At 37.7% G+C, this 17438-nt stretch carries 13 protein-coding genes; 12 read left to right on the forward strand and 1 reads right to left on the reverse strand.

The features are described 5' to 3' along the window. Positions 1-29: 29 nt before the first annotated feature. The 8 genes from nuoL to C1724_RS18655 all read left to right on the forward strand — a co-directional run bounded on the left by nuoL (position 30) and on the right by C1724_RS18655 (position 12572). Positions 30-1901, forward strand: coding sequence for an NADH-quinone oxidoreductase subunit L (gene nuoL, locus C1724_RS18620; RefSeq protein WP_102348256.1), 1872 nt, complete (start codon positions 30-32; stop codon positions 1899-1901). Further along, complete coding sequence (locus C1724_RS18625) at positions 1898-3409, forward strand: NADH-quinone oxidoreductase subunit M (protein WP_102348257.1); 1512 nt, start codon at positions 1898-1900, stop codon at positions 3407-3409. Before nuoL ends, C1724_RS18625 begins: the two co-directional genes overlap by 4 nt. Before the next feature lie 6 nt (positions 3410-3415). After that, positions 3416-4951, forward strand: coding sequence for an NADH-quinone oxidoreductase subunit NuoN (gene nuoN, locus C1724_RS18630; RefSeq protein WP_102348258.1), 1536 nt, complete (start codon positions 3416-3418; stop codon positions 4949-4951). A 459-nt stretch (positions 4952-5410) separates the two neighbouring features. Further along, positions 5411-5644, forward strand: coding sequence for a DUF1146 family protein (locus tag C1724_RS18635; RefSeq protein WP_102348259.1), 234 nt, complete (start codon positions 5411-5413; stop codon positions 5642-5644). Between the two features lie 913 nt (positions 5645-6557). After that, on the forward strand, positions 6558-7301 hold the full coding sequence (locus C1724_RS18640; protein WP_102348260.1) for a YwmB family TATA-box binding protein: 744 nt from the start codon (positions 6558-6560) through the stop codon (positions 7299-7301). Between the two features lie 31 nt (positions 7302-7332). Beyond that, the gene (gene murA / locus C1724_RS18645) at positions 7333-8643 is read left to right on the forward strand and encodes a UDP-N-acetylglucosamine 1-carboxyvinyltransferase (RefSeq protein ID WP_102348261.1); all 1311 of its coding nucleotides are present in this window, start codon (positions 7333-7335) and stop codon (positions 8641-8643) included. A gap of 334 nt (positions 8644-8977) precedes the next feature. Then, the gene (gene spoIID, locus C1724_RS18650) at positions 8978-10015 is read left to right on the forward strand and encodes a stage II sporulation protein D (RefSeq protein ID WP_102348262.1); all 1038 of its coding nucleotides are present in this window, start codon (positions 8978-8980) and stop codon (positions 10013-10015) included. Positions 10016-11582: 1567 nt separating this feature from the next. After that, positions 11583-12572 carry an NERD domain-containing protein gene (locus C1724_RS18655; RefSeq protein ID WP_102348263.1) on the forward strand — a complete coding sequence of 330 codons (990 nt, stop codon included), beginning with the start codon at positions 11583-11585 and terminating at the stop codon, positions 12570-12572. A 452-nt stretch (positions 12573-13024) separates the two neighbouring features. Here the strand turns inward: C1724_RS18655 and C1724_RS18660 are convergent, their stop codons facing one another. Beyond that, a complete protein-coding gene (locus C1724_RS18660; RefSeq protein WP_258000456.1) occupies positions 13025-14005 on the reverse strand; it encodes an endonuclease/exonuclease/phosphatase family protein in 981 nt (326 codons plus the stop codon). Between the two features lie 559 nt (positions 14006-14564). Here C1724_RS18660 and C1724_RS18665 point away from each other — a divergent pair. From C1724_RS18665 to C1724_RS18680, 4 genes are all read left to right on the forward strand, one after another. After that, positions 14565-15512: a M23 family metallopeptidase gene (locus C1724_RS18665; RefSeq protein ID WP_102348264.1), complete on the forward strand. Its 948-nt coding sequence runs from the start codon at positions 14565-14567 to the stop codon at positions 15510-15512. A 354-nt stretch (positions 15513-15866) separates the two neighbouring features. Then, entirely contained in the window at positions 15867-16160 is a 294-nt protein-coding gene (locus C1724_RS18670) for a hypothetical protein (protein WP_102348265.1), read from the forward strand. Between the two features lie 388 nt (positions 16161-16548). Next, positions 16549-16731 carry a hypothetical protein gene (locus C1724_RS18675; protein WP_102348266.1) on the forward strand — a complete coding sequence of 61 codons (183 nt, stop codon included), beginning with the start codon at positions 16549-16551 and terminating at the stop codon, positions 16729-16731. Between the two features lie 384 nt (positions 16732-17115). After that, positions 17116-17418 carry a DUF4212 domain-containing protein gene (locus C1724_RS18680; RefSeq protein WP_102348267.1) on the forward strand — a complete coding sequence of 101 codons (303 nt, stop codon included), beginning with the start codon at positions 17116-17118 and terminating at the stop codon, positions 17416-17418. The last annotated feature ends 20 nt before the right edge of the window (positions 17419-17438 follow it).

Genomic DNA, 17438 nt, shown 5'->3' on the forward strand with positions numbered 1-17438 from the left:
TACTGAGTCAAGAAGGGGATTGTGATTAGATGATGGAAAATGCATGGCTAATACCGCTGTTTCCGCTTCTGTCTTTCGTACTTCTTCTTCTCTTTGGTCGAAAACTAAAGGAAAACGGTGCCTATGTAGGGATGGTTGCTACATTAGGGTCACTCGCTCTTTCGATCATGGTGCTCCTAGAGCGCCTGCAGGGGGAAAATGTCAAGATTGAGGGAACATGGCTTTCAATAGGAAACGCAGATTTAACGTTTGGTTTCGAGGTAAACCAGTTAAATGCTTTAATGTTATTTATCGTTTCACTTGTAAGTTTTCTAGTACATATGTATTCAAAAGGATACATGCATGGCGATGAGCGCTTACCAGTGTTTTATAGTTATTTAGGATTATTTACATTCGCAATGCTTTCACTTGTAATTTCGCCAAACCTTTTACAAGTGTACTTCTTCTGGGAGCTTGTTGGTTTAGGATCATTCCTACTAATTGGTTTTTACTTTTTTAAGGAAGAAGCAAAAGCAGCTGCAAAAAAGGCCTTTATTGTAACTCGTATCGGAGACGTTGGCTTTTTTATCGGGATGATATTATTATTCTGGCAAGTTGGAAGCTTTGAATATGATGAAATTTTCCATGCTGTTGAAGCTGGAGCAGTATCACCAGGAATGATTACATGTTCTGCAATTTTAATATTTATCGGGGCAGTTGGTAAATCAGGTCAGTTCCCATTGCACACATGGTTACCAGATGCGATGGAAGGTCCAACACCTGTTTCAGCATTAATCCACGCCGCAACAATGGTTGCAGCCGGTGTTTATTTAGTTGCATCATTATTCCCACTATTTTCAGCGAGTGAAACAGCAATGACAACTGTAGCTGTTGTTGGGGGAATTACCGCAATTTTTGCGGCATCAATCGGTTTAGTACAGCGTGATATTAAGCGCGTCTTAGCGTATTCAACAGTCAGTCAGCTTGGTTATATGATGCTTGCATTAGGTGCAGCTGGCTATGTAGCTGGTGTGTTCCACTTAATGACACATGCATTCTTTAAAGCATTGCTATTCTTAGCTGCTGGTAGTGTCATCCATGCTGCACACACTCAAGATATTGAGGAAATGGGCGGCTTATGGAAAAAGATGAAAATCACAGCGCCATTGTTCCTAATTGGAACACTTGCGATCAGTGGATTTCCACTTTTATCAGGTTTCTTTAGTAAAGATGAAATTTTAATCGCAGCGTGGGCGGATGGCCGCTATGGTTTATTCTGGCTAGCAGTGATTGCAGCATTCTTTACAGCTTTCTATATGTTCAGGTTATTTTTCCTTGTGTTTACGGGGGAAGCACGAGGATATAAAGAATCATCTGTACATGAATCACCAGGTGTCATGACATTCCCAATGATCGTCTTAGGAGTGTTAGCGGTTGTCTCAGGTTATGTAAATACACCTTGGTTCGGCACGTTCTTAGGGGATTGGTTGGTAGCAGGTTCACATAGTTATGGACATGGTCATATTGAAGGGCCTGCTTGGATTATGTTTGTTGCAACAGGGGTATCATTACTTGGAATTTTACTAGCTTGGCTTATTTATAGTAAAAAGGCGATTTCCCGCGATTGGCTGGCAAAGCCATTTCCTGCCGGATATAAGCTTTTATATAACAAGTATTATCTTGATGAAATTTATAACAGTACAGTCGTGGCTGGCGCACGTGGAATCAGCTACATCTTGAAATTCATCGATAAAGTAATCGTTGAAGGCCTTGTAAGTGCAGTCATTGCGATTACGCAAGGTGTTGGGCGCTTTGGTGCTAAGCTTCAAGATGGACAGATTCAAACATATGGTGCGGTTGCATTTGTCGGTCTTGCAGTATTAGTTGTGATTTTAGCGTTAACAGGGGGGTATTTCGGATGAGTAATAGCTTATTATCATTACTAGTGTTCTCCCCACTGTTAGGGATCATTATTTTGGCATTTATGTCAAAAACAAATGAAAAATCGATTAAATTAATCGGCTTTTTAACAACGTTATTGCCATTAATTCTATCGTTCATGGCATTTGCTGGCTTTGACTTTCAGGAAAAAGCACTGCAATTTGTAGAACAGCGCAAATGGATTGCCTTTAACCTTGGCAGTGAAATTCCATTCGTCGTTGACTATGAACTAGGCATCAACGGACTTTCATTAGTGCTAGTGCTTTTAACAACAGTTGTAGCAGCATTAGCAGGGATTGCATCCATTCATATTAAAAAAGAATGGAAAGGCTACTTCATGCTGTTTTTACTACTTGAGATCGGTATGCTTGGCGTATTTACAGCACAAAACTTAGTTCTATGGTTCATTTTCTTTGAAATCACATTAATTCCAATGTTCTTCTTAATTAGCAAATGGGGTTATGCAGAGCGCGAAAAAGCAGCTTACAGTTATTTAATTTATAACGGTCTTGGCTCGGCCATTCTTTTAATCGTATTTGCATTACTATTTGCTAAAACAGGAACATCTAATATAGAACAATTAAAAATGATTATGGGTGAATCACAGGAAATTTTAACGTTCCTAGGCATTACTGAAAACTTTAAGATGGGTGCATTAATTGCCTTACTGATTGCTTTCGGTGTAAAGCTGCCAATTTTCCCACTTCATAGCTGGATGTTGCGCGTTCACGTGCAAGCACCACCATCCATTGTTATGCTGCACTCAGGGGTGCTATTAAAAATTGGTGCATTCGGTTTAATTCGTTTTGGTTTAGAAATTTTTCCAGCACAGTTTGACCAATTAGCAGTTTTAATTGCAGCACTAGGTGTGATTAACCTTTTATATGGTGCATTTTTAGCGTTTATCCAAAAGGATTTAAAATTAGTGCTAGCTTATTCAAGTATTTCACATATGGGTATTGTGTTAATTGGTTTAGGAGCAATGAATGCAGAAGGAATTCAAGGTGCAGTTTTCCAAGCTGTATCACATGGTTTAATTTCAGCGCTGCTATTCTTCTTAATCAGTGTAATGTACGAACGTACGGGCACAACACATATCGATTCACTTGGCGGATTGGCGAAGGTGATGCCAATTACAGCTGGCATGTTCTTAGCTGGTGCGATGGCATCATTAGGCTTGCCAGGGATGTCAGGATTCGTGAGTGAATTCATGGCTTTCTTAGGATTATTCAGTGTGCAACCAGTGCTTGCAGCGGTTGGTTGTATAGGGATTATCATGACAGCAGCGTATTTATTACGAGCGATCTTAAATGTAACGTTTGGGGAAACAGCGACCCGCTTAACAGGGCTTAAAGATATAAGCTCAGTTGAAGCCGTTCCTGTTATTGTATTATTAGGATTTATCATTTTGATCGGTGTTTACCCTACTGTTCTAACGCAGGCTTTAGCAACAACACTTGAAACAATACTACTAGGGATAGGGGGGTAAGCTGAAATGGATTTAGAAACATTGTTAAGTTATCAATGGGGACTAATGGCTCCAGAGTTTGTGATTCTCGGCACAGCTACCCTTTTATCACTGCTAGATTTGTTTATGGGTGATAAAAAAAGCAGAAAGCCGTTAGCATGGGTAGGTATTACAGGGATTATCATTGCTTTGATTTTCTTAATAACGCAAATCGGCCATGAACCAGCTGATATTTTATTTGGAACCTATCAATTTGATCCATTTGCATTGGCCTTTAAGTTTATCTTCTTAGTGGGTACGGCGTTTGTTCTATTAATAGGATTAAACTACGAACCAAAAGAAGGCATCGGCCAATATCGTGGTGAATTATATTATTTAATTTTAACAGCTCTACTTGGAGCGATGATGATGGCTTCAAGTGCTGATATTATCACGTTATTCATCGGACTTGAAACATTATCAATTTCATCTTATATTCTCGCAGGTATTAATAAGAAGAACCTTCATTCAAATGAAGCGGCGATGAAGTATATTATCAATGGTAGTATCGCAACTGCGATCACGCTATTTGGATTAAGCTATATCTATGGTTTATCAGGATCAACCAATCTATACGAAATCGGTGCAGCCATGGGCAGCATTGCAGATGGTGAACTAGGCTTTTTAGCAGGTCTAGCCTTTATCATTACATTTGTTGGACTATCATTCAAAATTGCAACGGTTCCGTTTCAAATGTGGGCACCGGATGTATATCAAGGTTCACCAACACCTGTTACTGCATTTTTAAGTGTCGTTTCAAAAACAGCAGGGTTTGTTATCATTCTTCGTTTATTACTGACTGCGTTTAATAGCGCACCAGGATTAGCTGAAGATGATTTCAATCTACTATGGTCAATGAAGCCACTGATCGTCGTATTAGCAGCGATCACCATGATTGTCGGTAACACCATTGCACTTCGTCAAACAAATATTAAGCGTATGTTCGCATACTCTAGTATCGCGCATGCAGGTTATCTATTAGTGCCATTTCTTTCATTATCACCGCTATGGTTTGAAGGCATTTGGTTCTACTTAGTGGCTTATTTATTAATGAACTTAGGTGCATTTGCAATTTTACAAGTTGTCACAACGAAAGCGGACAGCGAAGAAATCTCAAGCTTTGCCGGCCTTTACCGTCGTGCACCGCTTGCGGCTGTTGCGATGGCAATCTTCTTACTATCATTAGCAGGTATCCCAGGTACAGCTGGATTCATCGGAAAGCTTAACATTTTCGTTGGAGCGCTAGGACCTGTTACAACAATGGGCCCATACCCAGGACATTTAGTGCTAGTTAGTATTATGATGGCCACAACCGTTATCTCTTACTTCTACTACTTTAGAGTTATGAAAACAATGTTTGTAGGTGGAGCAGCAGCTGTTGCCGAAGAATCCGAAACAAGTGCGAAATTCCAATTACCACTAGGCATCACCATCGTAGTTGCATTATGTGTAATCGGAACAATTGCATTCGGAATCTTCCCAAGCCTAGCATTCGACTTCTTCTACACATTATTCGGAATGTAGGTCCACGGGGACAGGTCCCTTGGCCAGGGAATCACGGGGACGGTTCTCGTGATACAAAATGGTTAAGTATTTCTTAAGGGGAGACTCGGGCGCGAGTCTCTTCTTTTTTTGGGGAGAGGCCAGAGGGACAGGTACGTTGACCACATATATAGTGGTTTTGAATTAACTCGAGTATGGGTCTTTTTATAATAGATGCTTTCGGAGCTCTTGTTTGGAAGACCTGTTGGCTTATTTTAGATACTATTTTTAGAATAATCGCGTCAAAAATGCTATAATGCCCTGTAGGATTACCTTGTATAGGAGTAAGTACATATCAAATTAGTTTCATTGTCGTAAATTGTATTTTCCGGGAAATAACTAAGGGTAAATTTCCCAACAGAATTAATCAACTTAACACTGAACTATATTTACATTTACATACTAATACAATTGATAGAAGAAGGGAAAGGAAGCTGTATAATGATAGAAAACTTTAGTCAACAAGCAATGGTCAGCATCGTTGTCCATTTAATGTTTTTTTTAATAACTTGGTGGACGCTGCAAGGAATTCGTATTGATTTGCTAATAAAATCAGGGAAAACGGGTCATGCCAAAGTTCTACTCATATTATTAACAATTGCGATCGGTTCAGCAGTAAGCAATTTCTTCTTAGATTACTTCTTATGGTCGCAGCAGCTTAGATTCTTCTTCTAAATAAATACTAAAGCGCCAAATTCAAAATGGGTTTGGTGTTTTCTTGTGTGGAGTAGTGGATAGACAAGGTTAATATGTGCAAGACTGCGTTCTATAGAATGATCTTTTTATTAACTAGATATAGTTCTAAGCGGATTTCTATATTTGCAATCCGTTTTTTATGATTTATAAGCGGAAATTCAAATTTGTAATCCGAAATTCAGAAATGTAATCCAAAATTAAGATTTGTAAGCGAAACGTTGGTGAAGGATACAAGCGTCGTTAATCCAAGTATTTTTTGCCCAAGCAAAAAAGAGTAAGACGAAACTTCCCTTAATACGACAAAAAAACCTGTTTAGAAATAGGTTTCAAAATGGTATTTACAAAGTTATAGTTATTATTTTACCTATCAGCGGGTCCTACTGCCCCCCGCTGACGGATTTATTTTTTCATTCAATTTTTCTAAGTAAGATTCCATGATTTGCATTTTTTAAAATCAGTAATACTCTACCTTGATTTCCAACACACATCTAAAACGCAGCAATCGTTCTCTACACAACAAATCATGCTCACCCTTAGTAAAACCATTATGAATGAAAATACATCAAATGCAAACGCAATCATTTTTATCTTTCTTTCAAAAATTAACAAAATCATCTATGACGACTGATCTTTGAAAACTGCATATCGTTCATCCTTTTAAAATACTCACTTTCTCTCTAAATACAAATGAAAATGTTGGATGATTATATTTCAGAAAGCCCTCTTGTCGATATCTGACGAGTTCTTCCATGTATGTTGAGTGTTTCTTTGGAAAAAATGTTAGTAAAGAAACATCGTAGGTGACAGACATAAAACATACAAAGACAGAGATATCATGGCTGGTATTAAAAATAGAGAAATTACCGCCTAAAAGAAGAGGGAGAGAGTAAAAGTGAGTAAAAAATTATTAATTTTGGCACTAATCATAGCTTTTGTTTTTCAAATAAATAATTATGGTAAAACAGAAGGTACAAGCACAATCGAGCCCTTATTTGAAATAGCTGAGGTTATGGAGAGTCACAACATTGAAATTAATAATTGGAATGTTTACGCCCGTGAAGATATGAAGAGCGTAAATTCGGTTGAAGAGTATGAAACTAAGTTAAATGAACTAAAGAATAGTTCCCCGAATTTTGTATGGGAAACATCTACTAAAGACGGGATGACTGAAACAATTGGAATATTTGCAAATGCAAAATACAATTTTACAGAAAAAATTAAATTTGTCGCCTACCCCCATAAAGATAATCTAAATGCGTATCTTATATATGAGCTAAATGGAGAAAAATGGAGTGCGGACCTATGGGGGAAATACCTCCCAGTTTTTAATGAAAAAATAGGAAAAATGTTCGAGAAATATCCAATAATATTCTCTTGTGTAAAAGGACAAACAAGTGATATTATGGAAAGTGTTTTGTATAATCAAGCCCTTACGTATTTAAGTGATTTTGCTGCAGAACCAATTGAAGCATTAAGTGAAGAGACATTTATCTCGGTATCTGCATATACTGAAAATTGGAAGAACAACATCCCTGAGAAAAATGAGGAAATGAATATACAAATAGCGTTACGGGAAGGATTGGGCGGTACAACAACGGTTGTAATTGGCACACCAATCATAACGTCTGAATATTAATATATAGAAATTGGACGCGGAGGGGAATACCTTGGATAAAATCATCGTCCGTGGTGGTAGGCAGTTGTCAGGTACTGTCAAAGTAGAAGGGGCAAAAAATGCTGTACTGCCTGTCATCGCAGCAAGTTTACTCGCTAGTGAAGGAAAAAGTGTCATTGAAGACGTGCCTTCTCTTGCAGATGTTTACACAATAAACGAAGTATTACGTTGTTTGAATGCCGAAGTTGTTTTTGAAAATAACTCCATTCACGTAGATGCTTCTAAGCCTTTAAAAACAGAAGCACCTTTTGAATATGTTCGAAAGATGCGGGCCTCCGTTTTAGTAATGGGTTCATTGCTAGCTCGTGTAGGTCACGCACGCGTTGCATTGCCTGGAGGATGTGCGATTGGGTCTCGCCCGATTGACCAGCATTTGAAAGGTTTCGAAGCAATGGGAGCTAAGGTAACCGTGGGTAATGGCTATATAGAAGCGAAAGCCAACGGCCGTTTACGCGGTGCAAAAGTTTATTTAGACTTCCCAAGCGTAGGTGCAACTGAAAATATTATGATGGCTGCAACCCTTGCAAAAGGAACAACCGTAATCGAAAATGTTGCCAAAGAGCCTGAAATCGTTGACTTAGCAAACTTCTTAAACTCAATGGGAGCTAAGGTTCGCGGTGCAGGAACGGGCACGATTCGCATTGAAGGTGTCGACAAGCTTCATGGAACTCGTCACACGATCATTCCAGACCGAGTTGAAGCGGGAACATTTATGATTGCAGCTGCCATTACAAAAGGTGATATCATTGTTAAAGGCGCTGTCCCTGAACATTTAACTGCATTAATTGCAAAAATGGAAGAGATGGGTGTCCGTTTTGAGGAAGTAAAAGATGGTATTCGTGTAATCGGGCCTGAAAAATTAAAGGCTGTAGATTTAAAAACGATGCCGTATCCTGGTTTTCCAACTGATATGCAAGCACAAATGATGACATTATTATTACGTGCTGAAGGATCAGGTGTTATTACCGAAACAGTTTTCGAAAATCGTTTTATGCATGTTGAAGAATTCCGCCGTATGAACGGTGATATTAAAATCGAAGGACGTTCTGCTATTATTAACGGTCCTGTCAATCTTCAAGGTGCAGAAGTATCAGCAACAGATCTTCGCGCTGCAGCAGCCCTTATTTTAGCCGGCTTAGTAGCCGATGGCTATACACGTGTTGTTGAACTTAAACATTTAGATCGCGGCTATGTTAACTTTGCTGAAAAATTAGCAAGCCTTGGTGCTGATATTGAACGTATTAATGAAGAAAGCGTCAATAACAACGTAATTAAAGTGAACTTTAAATCAAATCTTGCATAGTTATCTAAAAGGAGCCTTCGCATAAGGTTCCTTTTTAATTTACTGTGCAACTTATATGTTTTTTAATGGAGTAGGGCATGGTTTTTTATACATATGGTAAATTCCTATAGATTGCCGCATTAAAGCAGTGCCATAATAGTGCGTTTTATTGAAGTATATTCAGTAGTTTCAATGAACATGCCTAATGGATTGCTACTAAGTACCCATTTTGTTATAAAACTGTAGGATTACCATGTCCCAGCACAACGTCAAAATCTGTAAAAATAATGTTCTAATACCTTGTCCATCCCCATAAATTTAAGTATAGTCACTATTTTTGATGGAGGATGAGTTCATGAAACGTATGAAGCCGCTATTTATTATGCTAACCTCACTATTTGCTATCATTATCTTAATACCAACTTTACTAGTCTTACCCTTTTCAAAAGAAAAAAATACATTAGAAGTGAATAATGGCAATCAATCGCAAAATTCACAAGCGATAGAGACTACAGCTTCTCCGCAGCAGCCTGCATTAGAAGTGGCTGTATACAGAAGTCATACAAAGCAAATTGACAATATTCCGTTAGAGGAATATGTAAAAGGCGTTGTTGCATCTGAAATGCCTGCTGAATTTGCAATTGAAGCATTAAAGGCCCAGTCATTAACGGCGCGAACATATATAGTTAAACAATTATTAAATGCTGAAAAAATCGGCACACCAGAAGGCTCTGATGTAACCGATACAGTCACGCATCAAGTTTATAAAAGTCCCGAGGAGCTAAAAGCGCTATGGGGTGCTGCTAATTATGAATGGAAAATGGCGCGCATTACGGAAGCTGTGAATGCTACTAAAGGCCAAATCATCACCTATGAAGGAGAGCCAATTACGGCATCATTTTTTTCAACAAGCAATGGCTATACCGAAAACTCAGAGGACTACTGGAAAAATCCATTTCCATACTTACGCAGTGTTGAAAGCCCGTGGGACACTGAGTCCCCAAAATTTTCCGATCGAGTGGTGATGCCTGTGGCTCAATTTGAGAAGAAATTAGGTGTAAAGGTAGAATCACCTTCAGTCGGTAAAATCGTCGAGCGTACGGCCGGAAACCGAGTTTCTAAGGTGGATATCAATGGAAAGTCATTTGAAGGCCGCGAAGTTCGTGAAAAACTAGACTTAAAATCAAGCGACTTCACTTGGAAACGCCAAGGCGACAACATTGTGATCACAACAAAAGGCTACGGTCACGGCGTTGGCATGAGCCAATATGGCGCCAATGGTATGGCAACAGAAGGCAAATCATTCACTGATATAATTGCTCATTATTATAAAGGAACAAAAATTTCAAGCGTTGAGCCTTATTTGCAAGATGTGATTGTAGCGAAGAAGTAAACTAGCTGTTGTGCAGTGAGGGTATATGCGGTTAGCCATGATAAGAGCCTGTTCTCCAGTTTGTAGGAGAACAGGCTCTTTCTGTAATATGTAAAGGGCAAGCAGTATGTGCAGCGTGTTGGAGGTATAAATGAGATGGCATGCTTGGATTAGGTTGGAGCTTAGTAATAGTAGTTTGCCTTGATTATATGCTTGGCTTGATATTGCGTTTGGCATGATAATGCGCTTCGCATGATAATATGTTTCGCTTAGAAATCGCAATTTTGGATTACAAGCTCTCCAATTCCGATTACAAATCAGAAATTCGGATTATAAAGTGCCGAATTTGGACTAGAAACAATTAAAATCCGCTTAGAAGCTAAATAGTGAATGAACGGCCATTGTATAAAATTGTGAGAAACAGTGCTCGTATGCGGATTAATGCAAAAGTAGATAGGCTGCGCAAGATTGAAACGATCGAAACATGACAGAAAGCAAAAACAAAGCATAGTTTGTATGATAAAAACCGGCCTTTTCATTCAATAAAATAGCAGAAGTTAAAGCACTGGGGGCCTGCTCTGCTAGGTAAGAGCTTTCCGTAGTCAAAATGCTCCCACATTAGGAGCGATTTTCCGTTTCGCTTAGAAATCGCAATTTTGGATTATAAGTTCGTCAATTCCGCTTACAAATCAGAAATTTGGATTATAAAGTGCCGAATTTGGACAAGAACCTATTAAAATCCGCTTAGAAGCTAAATAGTGAATGAACGGCCATCGTATAAAATTGTGAGAAACGCTGCTCGTATGCGGATTCATGCAAAAATAGATAGAATGCGCAAGATTAGTACGATCAAAACATGACAGAAATCCAAAACAAAGTCTAGTTTGTATGATAAAAACCGGCTTTTCATTCAATAAAAAGTAACCTCGGCAGAGCAGCAACTAAAGCACAGAGAGCCTGGTCTGCTAGGTAGGAGCTTTCCCTAGTCAGAATGCTCCCACATTAGGAGCGATTTATACGTTTCGCTTAGAAATCGCGCTTTTGGATTATAAGTTCGCTAATTCCGCTTACAAATCAGAAATTTGGATTATAAACTGCCGAATTTGGACTAGAAACTATCAAAATCCGCTTAGAAACTAAATAGTGAATGAAGGGCCATCGTATAAAGATGGGTGATACGCCGTTCGTGTGCGGATTCATGCAAAAGTAGATAGGATGCGCAAGATTGAAACACGACAGAAAGCGAAAAACAAAGCAAAGTTTGGATGATAAAAGCCGGCTTTTCATTCAATAAAAAAGCAGAAGGTTAAAGTGCAGAGGCCCCGCTCTGCTAGGTAGGAGCTTTTTCCCTAGTCAAAATGCGCCCTCAATAGGAGCGATTATCCGTTTCGATTAGAAATCGCGATTTTGGATTACAACTTCTCCAATTCAGCTTACAAAACAAAAATTTGGATTATAAACTGCCGAATTCGGACAAGAACCTGCGCAAATCCGCTCAGAAAATAATTCACTAGCTGTACTTAAAGACAGCAGGAATTGACAGGCATGCCGCAGAATTTTAATCGTAAACGCGATAGGAGTTGAGATCATGATAAAAAAACACAGAAAAATACCGATCAAGGCCGTTAAACTTGAATCACTACTAAGGCGACTAACATTTAATTATCCAAACAGGCAAAGAATTGAAGATGAATTAGCAATGTCTTTAGCGGGTTACCGTGGTCAACAATCATTAGATTATTATATAAGTTTTCTGGACGAGCAAAAGTACCTCATTCTTCATGATGTTAGACTTCATTTTAAAGACAATTATTATTTTCAAATGGATACGGTAATAGTATGTTCCAGTTTTATAGTCATCGCAGAAGTCAAAAACATGCTAGGTGAACTCTATTATGATTATGCACACCATCAACTTGTTCGAACATTAAATGAAAAAGTGGAAGGATTTGAAGATCCTGTTCTGCAGGTAGACCGTCAGCGGCTCCAATTTAAATACTGGTTACAGAAAAATAAACTGCCTTTTATTCCGATTGAACCACTAGTTGTGAACAGCAATTCTTCGGCAATACTTAAAATTGATCCTCAATATCAAAAATTTCTCCAACATGTCATTCGTATTCCAAAATTCCCTTTTAAAATAGAAAGCATTGCAAACACACATAAGAAAGAGTGTATGAATGCAACAGATTTAAAAAAGATAACTCGCTTATTAATAAGTCAGCATGTGCCTGAAGATCCTAATATGATAAAAAAATTCAATATTAATCGATCCGAGATCTTAATGGGTGTCCAATGTCCTACTTGTAATAAATTACCCCTCCAACGGCAGCGTGGAACATGGTATTGTTCAAGTTGTAAGAAAGGATACAAGAATGCTCATTTACAAGCGATTAAGGATTATTCAATGCTTATAGATGATAAAATTAACAATGAAAAGTTACGTAGTATTTTACATCTATCTTCGAAATCTGTTGCTAGTAAAATGCTAGTTTCATTAAAATTTAAGCAATCTGGAGGGCGGAAAAATCGCACCTATATCCTTCCGAAACCACATGAATGGGATGAAACTAAATAAACTCCAACAGAGCACTTTTTTTGTAGACAACGTCTTATAATTAAAACTCTGGAGCATACACAAACCTCAGGCGATTTGCCTTTCGCTTAGAAATCTCAAATTCGGCTTATAAATGCTACAATTCCGCTTACAAATCAAAAATTCGGATTATAAATTGCAGTATTTGGATTAGAAACATGAAACTACGCTTGCAACCAATTTATTGAATGAACTGCCATTGTATAAATCTAGTGTGGGGCAAAATTTTCAGAGTGTAAGCCATATAAAGCTGAAGATAATAGATATATATCACTAATAAACAGCACAAGATTACTATTAGAACGAAACATTTTAAGCGGGAGAACCGTCCCCGTGCATTCTATGTAAAATAAGAGCCTGTCCTCCAGTACGCAGCAAGATAGCGCATTGGAGGACAGGCCATTTTTTTAAGTAATATGCGGAGAGCTTTAGCACTAACCCTCGTCATTTGGCATTTCTTTAAAAAATAAGATGGCATATACACCTGCATGATCAGAAGGCCAGAGAGCTGTTGGCGTTCTGTCATCTTGTTCTTCACCAACCAATATAGAAACATTCGGTTTCCAGCCGTTTTTGTAAAATATATAATCAATCCTTTTATTTAAAGAGGACGTCGCATTCAATAAATCAGGATCTTGGCAACATGTATACCCTGGACCATTACCAACTTCTGCCCATACATCGTGAAAGCCAGCATGAATGAAATTTCTGTATGTCAGTGTACCAGAACCATCGGCTTTTGAGTTGAAGTCTCCTAGAATAATCACCGGCAACAATGTTTGGGCTGGACCTTTCAATAATTCGTTACCTTGAGCGACTTGGATTAATGAAGAAACGGGCTCGAGATGGGTGTTAATGACCCGTAAGGTACGTTCATTGACCTTAATATCGATGAATGACCATCCACGAATAACTTCCACAGGCTGTCCGCCAATTTTTAAAACAAGATTGTTTCTAAAATTTGTTTCCTTTCGTTGCATAATAGTGAAACTCAGTCGTTTTCGTACGAGGATCGCATCTCGGTCCATAAATCGTACTAAATTTCCATGGCTAGTCGGTAATTCTATCGAAAAATTACTGTTGACCGCAGCGACTTCATAATTTAATCCTCTTTTCTTCAATTCATTCAACAGCAATTCAATAAAATCGTAGGTTACGGGTTGTGAATGTGGGGCAACTAGCTGCCATTGAACAACTTCTTGTAAGCCAATAATATCTGGAGTTTTGAATAAAATTTGTCGTGCAATTTCTTTAACACGGGCGGGAAGGCTTGTTGCGAGGAATTGACGAAATACGTCCGTTACGACTTGAGGGAGCTTAGTTGGTGTGGTGGTTAAAATAGATGTAAAATCTGCACCTAAATAAACATTCCATGACATAAATGAAAGGAAGTCTTTAGTGACCCTATTTTCCACCTTGGATTCAACTCCTTTCTGTTCAATTTTAATACATATATATTAAAAAGTTGTCCTTTTTGGAACGGCAGCTAACTAGAGGTGAAAAAAGTGCAACTAGAAATGTAATAGAGAAAGCCGCAAATACGGGCCACAACTCGCAAATGAATGCATAAAGTCGCAAATAACGGTCCTCACCTCGCAAATGAATGACAGAAAGTCTCAAATAACAGGCCACAACTCGCAAATGAATGACAGAAAGCCGCAAATAACAGGCCGCAACTCGGTCGAAACTCGAAAATGAATAACAGAAACTCGCAATTAAAACCACGTACTCTTGAAAATAAACATATATAGGAAGTTAATTAGATAGCCTTCAAAGATAAAAAGTATTGAAGATAGGAAAGAGTCTGATATTGAAAAACCCAGTCATACCGGGAACGAAGCACACCCCAAAAAAATATTTTTAATAATCGCGTATAATTTTAAGTATTTTGTCGAAAAATAATCGAAAAAAAGTTTTTTAAAAATGTATAGATTCCGCTGCATTTGTTCAGAATGATTGCTGAGGTGATGATAAATGAGAGAGGAAGAAAAATTAACTTCTCAAGGTTCTAAGTGGCGTAAAGTATTAAGAAAGCGTTGGGTATTACCAGCAGTTTATATTGGAAGTGCTGCAATTCTATTAACTGGTGTTCTTTGGTTCCAAGCAGCTACAAACAATGATGTAGCAGATGAAAATCAAGAAAATGTAACAGACAGTGCAGAATACGCACAGTATGAAGATGCTGTACCAGTTAACGCACAAGAGGAAAATTTCAAAATGCCTGTTGTCGATGAAAACGCAGTAACCATTAAAAAACAATTCTATGATAATGATGCATCAAGTGAAGAACAAGAAGCTGCTCTAGTTTTCTATAATAATACGTATTATCCAAGTACTGGTATCGATATTGCAATGGAGAGTGGAGAAAGCTTTGATGTTGTTGCATCTTTAAGCGGAACTGTAGTAAGAGCAGAAAATGACTCTTTACTAGGTAATGTAGTAGAAATCGAGCATGAAGATGGAATCGCCACATTCTATCAAAGCTTAGGTGAAGTACATGTTGAAGCTGGTGCATTTGTAGATCAAGGGGAAGTCATTGGTACAGCTGGTAGCAGCGTTTATAATAAAGATGCTGGTACACATGTTCACTTTGAAATTCGTCAAAACAACGAACCTGTAAATCCGATTGAATTCTTTAATAAACCACTGTCTTCAATAAAAGAAGCAGCTGAAACTGAAGAAACAGAAAAAGCTACTGAAGAAACAGAAAAGGCAACTGAGGAATCTGCAGAACAACCAGCAGAAGAATCAGAAAAAGCTCCTGAACAATCAACCGAACAACCAAAAGAAGATAAAGCAGCTGAGGAATCTTCAAAACAGCCAGCTGACGAGTCTTCAGACCAACCTGCTGATGATTCAGAAAAAGACAGTGAAAAGCCTGCTGAAGGCGAAGAAAGTACAAACGTAGAACAAGGTGCTTAATTAGTATTTAGTTTGTTGAAACAAGCATTACACTTTGTTGAAGTAAAAAATTGATACCCAAACGTGCACAATAAAATGGATAACATACACGATGTTAACCTTGGAGATAATCTTCAAGGTTTTTTTTGTGCTTATAAATCTCCATCGCCCCTCTAATACACCTAATTCAAATCTGTACTACATCTGCTTCACTCAATCCTTCTTTAATAGAATTTAACTATTATATTAGCGCGTTAAATCGTTGGTGAGCAAACGTTCATGTAGATTTATTTCTAAAAATCATACCATGTACCCTTTTTTAAAAAGGAAAAAATTGTTATATATTAAGTAAGCTATAGGAAAGGGGTAATAGGGATGAAGGTCGTACATATTACTATTTTAGTAACACTATTAGTAGTTGCCAATTCAGTATGGGCTGCATTTTTCTATAAGGTAAATCAATTGGGCTGGCTTGATTCTATTTTTACATCCAAAGACTCCTTAAACCACAATTCTAGCAACACATTACCCTCTGAACTACAGACGAATATCCAAGACATCTCTATGCAAAACTCTCATATATCCGTCCTTTCACTGTTAATTATTATTCTAGCTATTAGTGCAATTTCTATAACTATTTATTATTTTAATAAAAGAAAAACAAAGTAATGGGCAGCGTTTGGCATCTACCATTTTTATTTTATTAAAAGAATTTGTGCAAGAAATTATAGAATAATTGTAAAAAAATAGCTTGACGATAGGTGGTTATTTCTGGAATAATAACTTTATTAGAAATTTTCTAATAATTGTTATAAGACAGCGTTAAAAAGATGGAAATACTCAGTGATTAAAGTAACTGTGCTCCATGTCGATTTTATTGAATGCGCTTACAAAAAATGTCGTTTTATGAAAGTGGCTCAGCAGTTGTGACGCTAGAGTTCATGACAACCAAATAGTTTGCCACGATCAGCAAGTATACTCTTCTAAGAAAAGCAGAACGTAGTTTTACATATTTTAAAATTTAATAGTAGTGCAATTAAAGGGGGTACATCTAGTCATGTTTTTAGTCATTGCATTTTCACTTATTACAATTATTAGCATTGTATTTGCATTAAGAAAACAAAAAGCAATTTTACTTGGAGTACCGTTTGCTTCTATAGCTATTTATATGCTTATCAAAATCATTATGGTACCGTTGCCATTCATAGATACAGTTCGGTTTATTATGGGGCTAAGATAGTTAGATGCAGTGCAACAACTATTATTTTTAAAGGAATAGAACTTAAAATTACCTAAAGCATAATTTACTAAATATGCACAAAATTGACTGAATGCTCACTCAGTGAAAGAGATGCCTAAAAAACATATCTCATAAGTATGCAGCAACTGCACACTATACTAAGTGCTGACAATATTGACTGAGTGTTCACTCAATAAGAGAATGTGAAAAGATAAAAGCTTGATCACCTATTTCTACTATATTAATAGTAGAAACTCGTCAAAATATTGCAGAAAAATAAAAAATCCTCTACAGAACTTTAAGGAGGTGAGGGGCCGGGGAACATTAAAGATCATCATTGGGGGAAAGTTTAGGACAAACAATTGAAGAGGAGGAAACTGTTCGATGAAAAAAATTGATAAGAGTGTAGCAGATGCGTACTTTAAAGCGCGCACACGGAGCATTATCATCTACTTAGCAATTGGGTTTCTAGTTTCATTCGGGGTTGTGATTGGGATCGGTGCTTTCCAAGGGTTCAAATTTAATGGGATGCCATTTCATTACTTCATGGCAGCACAAGGAGCAGTAGTAACGTTCATCATTTTATTATTCGTGAATGCAATCGTGAGCGATAGAATTGATCGCAAGTTTGGAATTGATGAAAAGCGTAACGAAACGCTAAGTGCAGGTAAAACGATTGATCACTAAAAATAAGACATATTCACTCA

This window comes from Bacillus sp. Marseille-P3661 (assembly GCF_900240995.1).
In the GTDB taxonomy this organism is placed as follows: Bacteria; Bacillota; Bacilli; order Bacillales; family Bacillaceae_J; genus OESV01.

Bases quoted from the DNA above. Each gene is read 5' to 3' on its own strand.
- nuoL (WP_102348256.1), top strand. From the start codon at position 30: ATGATGGAAAATGCATGGCTAATACCGCTGTTTCCGCTTCTGTCTTTC.
- C1724_RS18675 (WP_102348266.1), top strand. From the start codon at position 16,549: ATGTTTTTAGTCATTGCATTTTCACTTATTACAATTATTAGCATTGTA.
- C1724_RS18625 (WP_102348257.1), top strand. From the start codon at position 1,898: ATGAGTAATAGCTTATTATCATTACTAGTGTTCTCCCCACTGTTAGGG.
- C1724_RS18635 (WP_102348259.1), top strand. From the start codon at position 5,411: ATGATAGAAAACTTTAGTCAACAAGCAATGGTCAGCATCGTTGTCCAT.
- C1724_RS18670 (WP_102348265.1), top strand. From the start codon at position 15,867: ATGAAGGTCGTACATATTACTATTTTAGTAACACTATTAGTAGTTGCC.
- C1724_RS18665 (WP_102348264.1), top strand. From the start codon at position 14,565: ATGAGAGAGGAAGAAAAATTAACTTCTCAAGGTTCTAAGTGGCGTAAA.
- spoIID (WP_102348262.1), top strand. From the start codon at position 8,978: ATGAAACGTATGAAGCCGCTATTTATTATGCTAACCTCACTATTTGCT.
- C1724_RS18680 (WP_102348267.1), top strand. From the start codon at position 17,116: ATGAAAAAAATTGATAAGAGTGTAGCAGATGCGTACTTTAAAGCGCGC.
- nuoN (WP_102348258.1), top strand. From the start codon at position 3,416: ATGGATTTAGAAACATTGTTAAGTTATCAATGGGGACTAATGGCTCCA.
- C1724_RS18655 (WP_102348263.1), top strand. From the start codon at position 11,583: ATGATAAAAAAACACAGAAAAATACCGATCAAGGCCGTTAAACTTGAA.